We start from the raw sequence: 10,301 nt of genomic DNA, 5'->3' as shown, positions 1-10,301 counted from the left end.
CTATCGGGCCGGCAATCACCAGCCCGAGGCCGGGAACAGCGATGCTCGATCCCACCGCCGCCAGGGCAGCACCCGCGGCACCGAGCACCCCACCGATGCCCGCACCGATACCCGCCCCTTCCGAAGCCTTGTTGCCGAGCTCGGTGGGGCGACCGTCCTCGCGGCCGAAATGGCGCTCGCGTGTTTCATCTGACATCACGAGATTCACATCGTCTTTGTCGTAGCCGCGGTCCAAGACACCTTGGTACGCTGTCTCTGCGCTGTCGCGGTCTGGAAAAATGCCCGTCAGATACCGTTTGTTGGTGGCCATGATTGCTCCTGTTGAGTAGGTGAAAGATGCTGTTCAGACCTCCGACGGAGGTCGTGCATGGCAAGGCAATCGCCGCGCCCGGCTGGCGGCGTCAACAGGGCATGGGATGGCCGGTGCCGCGTGGGCGCCGGCTCTTCTTCAGGCGTTGAGGCGGCGCCGACGACCCACCGCCTCGATGTGCAGCATCTGACGGTATTTGGTGACCGTGCGCCTGGAGACACTCAGGCCTTGCTGCGCGAGCTGGCGGGTGATTTCAGCGTCGGACAAAGGCTCGCCGGTGGACTCCGCCAGGATCAGGTCTTGAATCAGCCCCCTGATCGCGGTACCGGAACAGGCCAGCCCGTTGGGGCTCACCATGGCGCGCGAAAAAAAGTGCTTGAGCTCAAACACCCCGCGTGGCGTGGCCATGTATTTGTTGTTGGTCACGCGCGAGACGGTGGATTCGTGAACCCCGACTTCGTCGGCGATTTCCCGCAAGCCGAGTGGTTTCATGGCCATGGGGCCGTACTCCAGGAAGTGGCGCTGCCGCTTCATGATCGCCTGGGCCACGTCGAGGATGGTCGAGAAACGCTGTTCGACATTGCGAACGGTCCAGCGAGCCTCCTGAAGGTGGGCGCCCATCTCCGAGTCGTCCGACGTGCGATGGCGCTGGAACAGATCCACATAGACCTGGTTCAACTTCACGCGTGGCACGACGGCCGGATTGAGCTGCACGCTCCAGTCGCCACGGATTTTCTTCACGATCACGTCGGGCACCACATAGGGAATGTGCGAGGAACCCCAGCGCCAGCCCGGGCGGGGGTCGAGGCGACGGATGCGGTCGCACACCCGCTCGATGCAGGCCGGCGCTTGCCCGAGCTGTCGCGCCAGGCCGGCCGTGTCGCGGGTGGCCAGCGCGTTCAGGTGTTCGCCCACGATGGTGCGGGCGATAGCGCGTTGTTCCTCGCATTCGATCTGATGCAGCTGCAGTTCCAGGCATTCCCCGACACTGCGTGCGCCCACGCCGGCGGGCTCCAGCGACTGCACCAGCTTCAAGGCGATCTGCATGTCGGCCAGGGTGGCCGGAGGGTCCAGCGCCACACAGTCGAGCAGCTCGTTCAACGGCGTTCTCAGGTAGCCATCGTCGTCCAGCGACTCCACGACCACATGCGCCAGGGTGAGGTCACGCTCACCCAGCGGCATGGTGTTGAGCTGGGCGTGCAGGTGCATGGTGAGCGAGTCCTCGGCCTTCATCAGGTCCAGCGCCGACGTGTCACCGTCCGACGCCTGGCGGTTGCCCGCGGCGGCATCCGCATGCCAGAGGTCCCGATCAGACTCCAGCCCCCCGTCTCCCACTTCCACCGGAACCCGCTCCGGTTCGTCGTTGAAACTGGCGCCGTCCATCGCGCCGTCCGACACCTCGATGGCCTCTGGCGCGTCGGCATCGTCAGCGCCGTCATCGGGTTCGAGGAAGGGATTTTTCCCCAACGTGTCTCGCACCATCAGCCCGAAATCGAGCGACGACATCTGCAACAGGCGCACGGCTTGCTGCAGCCGGGGTGACAGGGTCTGGCTTTGGCGCTGATCGGCGCGGACGTCCATCTGAATCACGGATACCTCCTCCTTGTGAGCTGCTGTGACGGGTCCCTGGGTGGGCGCAAGCTTGGACCACGCAACCCCCGTGCCTCATTGCTCGCCGCGACACAACTTCAAACAATTTGATGAATCTCGGGGTGCAGGTTCGCCAATCCGTGAGCCCACTGCGCCATCGCGTTTGCATGAAGATGCAAAACACGCACTTCCCAACATCTGGGGCCAGCTGTTGCCGTAAATATTGCAGGAATCGACGGGCAGCGACCACCCAGGCGGCTGATCTGGGTGTCGAGATAGCTGTGGATGCTGCCGTGCAGCAGCGGGTCGTTGCTGAAGTCGATGCCGGGCACGAGGTCTCGGCAAAGAAGCCGTCGGGTTGCGGTTGAGCACCAGGCGCCCGACGATGACAAGGGCACCAGCTCCACAGGCACGATCTTGATGGGCGAGGCGATGGTTTCACTCAGGGTGCTCGCCCCGGCCGTGTCGTCGTTCGGCAGGGTGCGGGCACCTTGCTGTGGCGCACGGCCGTGGGTGAGTCCGTGCTCGCCCGCCTTTTGTTCGTCGAGAGCATCGCGGTGGTCAGGCGCTCGATGGCGTCCGACAGGGTGCTGATCAACGCGCCAAAAGACGGCAGCACGGTGGCCGTCTGGATGACGTCATCGTCCTGCGGGGCGGCTGGCTTCGGGGCCACGGCGGGCGATCATTGCTTCAGCGAGCGGTGCCGCGACGAAAGAGATTGACCAGGGCCAAAAGGATGACCGCCCCCACGAACGAAACCAGCAGCGAACCGATACTGAAAACGTCCTGGTTGATCGTTCCCACCCCCACCATGGGGGAGATCAGCCAACCCCCCAGTGCCGCGCCCACGACGCCCACGATGACATTCAGGAACATGCCCTGCTGGCCATCGGTCTTCATGACCAGACTGGCCAGCCAGCCAATGACGCCGCCGAGGATCAGCCAAACGATGAAGTTGATCATTGAAGTTCTCCAGAAGATGAATGGTGAAGGCCAGGGCCTCCGGGAATGTGAGCGCTTCCGGGAGCAAACGGGGTGCCTGATGGCGGTTCCAGCCAGCGCAGGCTTCGCCAGTGGCGGGTGTCGCATTCGAGGATGTCGCGCATGTAGGCCAGCGCGATGGTTTTCTTTTGGGTGGTTTCGGCCGCGGTGCAGTCCTCAGGCACGTGCACCTTGAGGCCCCTCAGAAAGGCATCGGCAGCGGACATCTGCACGCAGATGTCTGCGGCCAGCCCAGCCATCACCAGGGTGCGCACGCCGATCTTGTCCAGCAGGATGTCCAGCGGCGTGCCGTAGAAGGCCGAGTGCATGGGCTTGAGCACGGTCAGGTCCTGGCGCTGCGGCCGCAGCAGTCTCGCGATCAAGGCGCTGGGCCCCGATCCCTGGCGCAAGCCCGTCACCAGCGTGGTGAAGTCGGAGCGCCAACAATCAAAGTTGTCGTTGGCATAGATCACGGGGATGCCGTTCGAACGCGCCGCGCGCACCATCTGGCGGGTGCACCGCGCCGCCTCCACCGCCGGCGCAGCGAGCTTCCCTGCTTCCGGAAAATCCAGGGGGTTGATGAAATCAATCAGCAGAATGGCGCGCCGACTTTGAGGCAGCTCGTTCTTACGCACCATGGCCGCCCTCCACATTCACCGCGGCGGACGATTCCTTCAGCACGCTGATGCCGCCATCGGCCTCCAGAAAGGCATATTTCAAGTCCTTCAGGTCGCAATCGGCCTCTCGCAACGCGCGCTCGACGTCCTTCAGCGGCACATGGTTCTTTTTCAGCGTGTCGGTAAAGAACCGCCCGTCACGCCCGATGAGCACCGGGTCGCCTTCGACCAGCGTCTGCCACCGGGTGCTGCGGGCGGTCAACACCGCGACCACCAGGTTGAGCGCAAAGAGTGTCACCGCGGCCAGCAGCGCCCCGATGACCGACTCGTCACCACCGGCCAGCCCGGCGGACACCGCCTCGCTCAACAACAGCACCACGAGCAGATCGAAGGGTGTGAACTGGCCCAGTGTCCGCTTGCCAGACAGGCGAACGAGCACCAGCAACACCGCGTAAATGACGGCCGCCCTCAGCGGCAGCTCCCACCAGGGAACGGACAGTTCGAACATGGCGAATCCATCAGCGTGTCGGGCCAATGGCCTCCTGTCTCATCGTCATATGGACCCCACACTGCCTGTCACGGGGAGCACGATGCCGGTGATGTAGCTCGAGCACGCCGGCGCGGCCAGGAAGACGTAGGCGGGTGACAGTTCTTCGGGTTGCGCGGGCCGCTTCATGTCGGCATCGCGCCCGAACTCCGACACCTCCTGCGCCGGCAGATCGGAGGGGTTGAGCGGTGTCCACACCGGCCCGGGTGCCACGGCGTTGACGCGGATGCCACGCTCCAGCAGGTTGCTGGCCAGCGACTTCGTGAAGGCATGGATGGCCCCCTTGGTGGAGGCGTAGTCGAGCAGATGGGCACTGCCCCTGAGGCCGGTCACCGAGCCGGTGTTGATGATGCTCGAGCCCCGTTTCAGGTGCGGCAGGGCCGCGCGCGTGAGTCGGAAGTACCCGCCCAGATTGATCTCCCACGTCTCGCGCAGGCGCTCGTCGTCAATGGCTTCGATCGAGTCGGCGTGTTTGTGAAAACCAGCGTTGTTGACCAGGACGTCCAGGCCGCCCAGTGTTTGCACAGTGCGCTCCACCGCCTGCTCGCACCACGCCCGGTCTCTCACATCACCTTTCAGCAGCAGACAGCGTGTGCCCTCCTCTTCCACGTGGCGGCAGGTTTCATCGGCATCCTCGTCCGACGAGAGATAGGCAACGGCCACATCGGCGCCTTCCCGGGCAAACAGGACCGCCACCGCCCGCCCGATGCCGGAGTCGCCACCGGAAATCAGCGCCACCCGCCCCAGCAGCTTCTGACTGCCCTGGTAGTCGGGCGCCATGAACCGGGGCTTGAGCTCCAGGTCGGCCTCCTGCTCGTCCGGGGCGAGGTGCTGGGCCGGCATGTGTCCGGGTTGTGGACGGGTGCCGGTTTGAACGGGATCGTCGTTTGTGGCCGTGTGCTTGCGGGATGCCATGTCGTGCTCCTTGTGGATGACCGGGGGATTCATGAATGGCAGGCGGCGTGCCAACCCGCCAGGGCATGCCTGGCGGCCCGTGAACGTGTTGGCCACTTCGCGGCATCTTCCGTGCGCGGGAACACCGTTTGCCAGGGGTGGGGAGCGTTCCAACCAGACAAGGAGCCCCCCATGCAACAGGTCAAAGGCGTGATGACTCGAGGCGAGCGTTCGATGTCGCCGACGAACACGGTGTTGCTCACTCCATGATCTGGGGCTTGCTCACCTCGACGGTGGATGCCTGGCTCGACGACTACGCGCCCAGCATGGGGGCGGCGCTCGCTTTCTACACGCTCTTTTCCATGGCGCCGCTGCTGCTGATCGTCATCTCGGTCGCCGGCTTGCTCTTTGGCGACGTTGCGGCACGGATCGAAATCTTCGAGCAGATTGCCCTGCTGGTGGGGGAAGACAGCGCCACCGCTTTGAACAGCGTGCTGGAAAGCCTGGACCAGCCAGCCGCCACCCGCACGGGCACGCTGGTGGGCTTGGGCACGCTGCTGATCGGTGCCACCACGGTGTTCGCTGAGCTGCAGAACGCGATGGACCGCATCTGGCAGGTGCCCGACCGCCCCAACGCCCGAGGTGTGTGGAACTTGCTTCGGGTTCGCCTGCTGTCGCTCGGGCTGGTGCTGGGCATCGGCTTCCTGCTCATGGTGTCGCTCGTGCTCAGTGCCATGATGGCCGCGCTGGGCAAATGGTGGGCCCCCTGGTTCGGCGAGTTTGCGGTCACGGCCGATGCCATCAACTTCGGTGTGACGCTGGCCTTCATCACCGCGGTGTTCGCGATGATTTACAAGTGGATGCCCCGGACCCGTGTCGCCTGGCGCGATGTCTGGATCGGCGCGCTCATCACCGCCTTGTTGTTCACCGTCGGCAAAACGCTGATTGGCCTGTACATCGGCCGCAGTGCCGTGGCCTCGGTGTTTGGCGCCGCATCCTCGGTGGTGGTGCTGCTGCTGTGGGTGTACTACTCGGCGCAAATCTTCTTGCTCGGCGCGGAGTTCACCTGGGTGTTCGCGCAACGTGGAAAGAAGGGGCACTCTCGCCGAGCGCAGGCGCCACCACAGCGCTGGGTCGAAGCCGAAAAACCGGGTTAGGAACGCATGGCGGAGCTCCTCGTGCAACAGCTGGTCCACATCCACGTCGATGACCTCGCTCGAGCCATCGCCTTCTACTCCACGTGCTTTGAGCTTCATGTGGGGCGCGACCTGGGCGCGAATGGCGTTGAGCTGCATGGCACCACAGCCCCCATCTATCTGCTGACCAAGGCAGCCGGAGACCGGGCCACATCCCCTGTTCCCCTGGACCGGCCCCCAACGCACTGGAGACCTTTGCACCTGGACGTCGTCGTGGACGACGTCGATGCCGTGGTGGCGCGGGCGCTGACGGCCGGCGCCCAGCTGGAGCATCCGGTGTACACCTCTTCCTGGGGCAAGCTGGCGCTCGTGACCGATCCTTTCGGCCATGGCTTTTGCCTCGTCCAGTTTCTCGGATCGCGGCCGCCTGGCATGGGTATCCGGCTTGCCCTGAGACTGTATGAATTCCGTGAGTCTTCTGGACACACCCGTTTCCCGCCCGCCACCGAGTGACGCTGGGCTCATCAACGTCAGCCGCGCGTTCGTGTGCCGCTGCGGGCAGCCCATCTTCTTTCGCAACAGCATCTGCCTCGCCTGTGGTGCGCCGCTGGGCTACGACCCGGAGCGCGGCGTGCTGATCCCGCTGGCCGATCAGCCCGAGCCAGAGGCAGACCAGCCCGAGTCTGAAGCCGACAACGAGGTGTGGCAGAGCGCCGAACCCACCCAGCCCGAGCGGCGGTACGCACGCTGCAGCAACCTGAACACCGCTGCCGGCTGCAACTGGCTGACCCCCCTCGGCAATGCACTGACACCCACACACACGCTGTGCCTGTGCTGTCGTCTCACACGCCGCATACCCGACCTCGGGGTCGACGACCATGCCGGCTGGTGGTGCCGCATCGAGACCGCCAAGCGCCGCCTGGTCTCTTCGTTGCTGGGCATGCGCCTGCCTGTCGTGCCCCTGGACGATGACCCGGAACAAGGCCTTGCGTTCGACATCCTCACGTCGTCGGATGAAACGCCCATCGTCACCGGGCATGAAGACGGCGTCATCACGCTGGACGCTCAGGAGGCCGACGACCCCACGCGAGAGCTGCGCCGCACCCAGCTGCTGGAGCCGTACCGCACCCTGCTCGGCCATCTGCGGCACGAGACCGGCCACTACTACTGGCGCCGCCTGGTGGAACACAGCGACTGGCTCGAACTGTTCCGGTCTGAATTTGGCGATGAGCGTGAGGACTACCGCGCCGCGCTGCAGAAGCACTACAGCGAAGGTCCGCCTCCCGACTGGCGCTTGAACCACGTCAGCGCCTACGCCAGCAGCCATCCCTGGGAGGACTGGGCGGAGACCTGGGCCCACTACCTGCACATGACGGACACCCTGGACACGGCGCAGAGCTTTGGCCTCCAGGGCGAGCGGCTGGAGCTGGTCTACGAGCCGTTCGAGGCTTCGGTGTTGGGTCAAAGCGGCGTGCACAGCGCCACCTTTCTGCGCCTGCTGAATCAGTGGATGCAGCTCGCCGGCGTGCTCAACGAACTCTCTCGCAGCATGGGCATGCCGGACTTCTACCCGTTCGTTCTGTCGCCGCCCGCGGTGCGCAAGCTGCATCTCGTCCACCGGATCATCGGGGCGGTGGATGCGCGGTGGAACCCCGACCTGGGGACCTGGTCAGAGCCCCTTGACGACCCTTCTTAAGGAGTGAGCAACCATGGCACACCTCATCCTTTCACGTCTGGCGGCGGCCACGCTGGCCCTGCCGCTCCTGACCACCAGCGTGGCGGCGCAGCCCGTGCCACCGAGCGAGGCCACCCAGGAGGCGCTGCGCGCCATTCAAGCGCGCGGCGACCCTGCCCACGGACCCTTCATGGTGCTCGACAAGGTCGCCGCGCGGGTCTGGGTCTTTGATGGGCAGGCCCGCAGCCTGGACTCGTCGCCCGTGCTGCTCGGCGCGGCCGAGGGTGATGACTCGGTGCCTGGCATCGGCACCCGCCCCATGAATGCGATCCGACCGCACGAACGCACCACGCCGGCGGGCCGCTTCCGGGTCGAACCCGGACGCAATCACCAAGGGGAAGACATCTTCTGGGTGGACTACGACGCCGCGGTTTCCATGCACCGCCTGCGCCCCATCCACCCTCCGGCAGAGCGGCGGCCCGAGCGCATGGCATCGGCCACGCCCACCGACAACCGCATTTCCTACGGCTGCATCAACGTTCCTCCCACGTTCTACAACGAGGTGGTCCGACCGCTCTTTTCCAACGGGCGCGGGTGGATCTATGTGCTGCCCGAAACCCGCCCCGTGCAATCGCTCTTTGAAACAAAAGCCACCCGAGAGGGTGGCTTCTGACGAAACAGCGACGCGGTGGCGTCAGTTGCGGTCGGCCCGCCCCGCACGGGCCACGTCCGTGCGCGTGGGATCGGTCGTGTCCGTCGTGGACGGCGTGCTGGCGGTGTCTGGCGTGGTGGTCGTGGTGCCAGTGCCGCTGCCGCTACCGCTGCTGGCGGCGCCGGGCGCGGTGTCGGTGCCGGCGGGCGGCACCATCTGTTGCGGCGTCGTGTTGGTGGTCGGGTCCGAGCCCGAGCCCGGCGGGGTGGTGGTCTGGGCGAAGGCCACGGCCGCGGTCAAGGCCACGCCAGCAAGGGCAGCGGTGATGGGATGAATGATGCTCATGAGAATCTCCTGTGAAGTCAAGGAATGAACAACGTTGCACAGGCCGGACATTCGGCGCAAAGCAGACGTCGCCCACTTCACCGGCAATGCATGTGCCCGGGGGTGCGCTGGATGGGGCAAATCAAGGAGCGGGAGGACGCACGAGCGCTCCGTCCCCCGCCCTGTGGAGCGCACCGTCCGCGCCAGAGGCTGGCGCATCGGGCGGATACCGGGTGGGCAGCAGGATGCGAAAACACGTGCCCTCGCGACCCGATTCCACCTGAATGGTGGCGTCGAGCAGCTCGCACAGGCGTTTGACAATCGACAGGCCGATGCCCTCGCCATGGCTGAACGTAGTGCCGTGGCCATCCAGGGCATGCGGGCCGGACAAGCCCCCGTCCTCCGAGAGCACATGAACCACCTCGCCCGTCCGGGCGCCTCGGGCCAGAGCGCGGGCATTGTCGGTGGCGGCTTCGAGGGCGTCGAGCACATCCGAGGCTGGATGGGGCGCGAGGCCGGGGCCGGTGTCTTTGACCTGCAGTTCCCAGCGCTCGGGGTCCCCGGAACCCGCCGCGGCCCAGATCACCTTCACGCCCCCCTGCGCGGTGTAGCGGATGGCGTTGAGAACCAGGTTTTGCACGATGCGATGGAGCTTGACCGGATCTCCCTCGACAGTGAAGCCGGCCTCCCCGATCAGCTCCAGCGACAGCCCCCGCGCGGCGGCCAACACGCGAAGGCTCTCGCCCATTTCCGTCAAAAGTGCAGCAACATTGACCGTCTCCACACGCCGAGGTTCCTGGCCGCCCTGCAGCCGGGCCAGACTGGTGATGTCGTCGAGCAGCTTGTGCAGCTCATGCATGTTGCGCTCCAGCATGCGCAGGAAGTTCTCGCGCCCCGCGCCGTCCAGTTGGGGATGCCCAAGCCCCGCGGCGACATTGGCCACGACGCCTAGGTTCCCGCGAAGATCATGGGCGGCCTGTTGCCAGAGCGCGGCTCGCTGCCGTTCGAGCTGGCCCAGGTTGTGCAGCGCCGCCTCCAGCTCGCTCACGTAACTGCTGGCTTCCATTTGTTGCAGCTTGAAGTACTGCGACGTGCTGGCACTGACGGCCACGCTGAAGATGCTCGCCCAAACCTGCCGCGCCCGGGCCATGCCCTGGGGTGACGGCGCGGGGTGCAAACCGGCACACGCTTCGAGCTCCGCGACCACACACTCATTGAGATGGCCGAGCTCGCGCGACACCTCGGCCAGACCGAAGCCCTGCTGCCACCGGTGCAGCCCGTGCGCTGCGGCGTCACCGCGGTGGGACACATCGGCATCGGGCTCGCGCAGGTGGGTCTCGAAGCCTTCGAGCAAGGCCGGAATGTGATCGATCAGTTGGGCGCGCGGCAAGGCATGGCCCGTGCTCAAACTGCTGTCGGCCTCCACCGCGCGGCGCCAGGCGGTGACGATGAGATCCCGGCGCGACGCCAAGTGGTCCGCCAGCACGGGAAGGGATGGATCGAGGGCGGGCATCGGGTCGCTTGCCAGGTGGCGTGGGCGTGTTGCGTGGCGCTTGGTATGGGGTGCCGTCCATT

Annotated in this window: 12 protein-coding genes and 2 pseudogenes; 4 read left to right on the top strand and 10 right to left on the bottom strand. The window is 65.7% G+C overall.

All coding sequences use genetic code 11. The features are described 5' to 3' along the window. From B0E41_RS19545 to B0E41_RS19510, 8 genes and pseudogenes are all read right to left on the bottom strand, one after another. Nucleotides 1-310 (bottom strand): annotated as a pseudogene (locus B0E41_RS19545) (hypothetical protein); the annotation flags it as partial. 138 nt (nucleotides 311-448) lie between these two features. Then, nucleotides 449-1,891 (bottom strand): RNA polymerase factor sigma-54, encoded by a 1,443-nt coding sequence (gene rpoN, locus B0E41_RS19540; RefSeq protein ID WP_077333460.1) that lies wholly within the window; start codon nucleotides 1,889-1,891, stop codon nucleotides 449-451. A 107-nt stretch (nucleotides 1,892-1,998) separates the two neighbouring features. After that, a pseudogene (locus tag B0E41_RS27750) lies at nucleotides 1,999-2,235 on the bottom strand (catalase); the annotation flags it as partial. 107 nt (nucleotides 2,236-2,342) lie between these two features. Then, a complete protein-coding gene (locus tag B0E41_RS19530) occupies nucleotides 2,343-2,573 on the bottom strand; it encodes a hypothetical protein (protein WP_077333456.1) in 231 nt (76 codons plus the stop codon). Nucleotides 2,574-2,590: 17 nt separating this feature from the next. Further along, complete coding sequence (locus tag B0E41_RS19525) at nucleotides 2,591-2,860, bottom strand: GlsB/YeaQ/YmgE family stress response membrane protein (RefSeq protein WP_077333470.1); 270 nt, start codon at nucleotides 2,858-2,860, stop codon at nucleotides 2,591-2,593. Next, nucleotides 2,860-3,519, bottom strand: a complete 660-nt coding sequence (locus B0E41_RS19520) for an isochorismatase family cysteine hydrolase (RefSeq protein ID WP_253195026.1) — start codon at nucleotides 3,517-3,519, stop codon at nucleotides 2,860-2,862. The genes B0E41_RS19525 and B0E41_RS19520 overlap by 1 nt, the downstream gene beginning before the upstream one ends. Continuing rightward, entirely contained in the window at nucleotides 3,509-4,006 is a 498-nt protein-coding gene (locus tag B0E41_RS19515; protein WP_077333454.1) for a YetF domain-containing protein, read from the bottom strand. The genes B0E41_RS19520 and B0E41_RS19515 overlap by 11 nt, the downstream gene beginning before the upstream one ends. Nucleotides 4,007-4,051: 45 nt before the next feature. Continuing rightward, nucleotides 4,052-4,960, bottom strand: coding sequence for an SDR family oxidoreductase (locus B0E41_RS19510; RefSeq protein WP_253195024.1), 909 nt, complete (start codon nucleotides 4,958-4,960; stop codon nucleotides 4,052-4,054). A gap of 245 nt (nucleotides 4,961-5,205) precedes the next feature. Here B0E41_RS19510 and B0E41_RS19505 point away from each other — a divergent pair, with 245 nt between their 5' ends. The 4 genes from B0E41_RS19505 to B0E41_RS19490 are packed head-to-tail and all read left to right on the top strand — an operon-like array spanning nucleotide 5,206 to nucleotide 8,423. Then, nucleotides 5,206-6,096 (top strand): YihY/virulence factor BrkB family protein, encoded by an 891-nt coding sequence (locus B0E41_RS19505; RefSeq protein WP_077333452.1) that lies wholly within the window; start codon nucleotides 5,206-5,208, stop codon nucleotides 6,094-6,096. 21 nt (nucleotides 6,097-6,117) lie between these two features. Beyond that, nucleotides 6,118-6,588 (top strand): VOC family protein, encoded by a 471-nt coding sequence (locus B0E41_RS19500; RefSeq protein WP_171984828.1) that lies wholly within the window; start codon nucleotides 6,118-6,120, stop codon nucleotides 6,586-6,588. Beyond that, complete coding sequence (locus B0E41_RS19495; RefSeq protein WP_077333450.1) at nucleotides 6,536-7,771, top strand: putative zinc-binding metallopeptidase; 1,236 nt, start codon at nucleotides 6,536-6,538, stop codon at nucleotides 7,769-7,771. The genes B0E41_RS19500 and B0E41_RS19495 overlap by 53 nt, the downstream gene beginning before the upstream one ends. A 13-nt stretch (nucleotides 7,772-7,784) precedes the next feature. Beyond that, nucleotides 7,785-8,423 (top strand): hypothetical protein, encoded by a 639-nt coding sequence (locus B0E41_RS19490; protein ID WP_077333448.1) that lies wholly within the window; start codon nucleotides 7,785-7,787, stop codon nucleotides 8,421-8,423. A gap of 21 nt (nucleotides 8,424-8,444) precedes the next feature. Here the strand turns inward: B0E41_RS19490 and B0E41_RS27205 are convergent, their stop codons facing one another. Together B0E41_RS27205 and B0E41_RS19480 are read right to left on the bottom strand one after the other, a co-directional pair. Continuing rightward, nucleotides 8,445-8,747 carry a hypothetical protein gene (locus tag B0E41_RS27205; RefSeq protein ID WP_077333446.1) on the bottom strand — a complete coding sequence of 101 codons (303 nt, stop codon included), beginning with the start codon at nucleotides 8,745-8,747 and terminating at the stop codon, nucleotides 8,445-8,447. Nucleotides 8,748-8,868: 121 nt separating this feature from the next. Continuing rightward, on the bottom strand, nucleotides 8,869-10,239 hold the full coding sequence (locus B0E41_RS19480; protein WP_077333444.1) for a sensor histidine kinase: 1,371 nt from the start codon (nucleotides 10,237-10,239) through the stop codon (nucleotides 8,869-8,871). Nucleotides 10,240-10,301 lie beyond the last annotated feature (62 nt).

Source organism: Hydrogenophaga sp. A37, from assembly GCF_002001205.1.
In the GTDB taxonomy this organism is placed as follows: domain Bacteria; phylum Pseudomonadota; class Gammaproteobacteria; order Burkholderiales; family Burkholderiaceae_C; genus Hydrogenophaga.
Note: the sequence above shows the minus strand (reverse complement) of the source record. Positions and strands in the feature narration are given on the sequence as shown.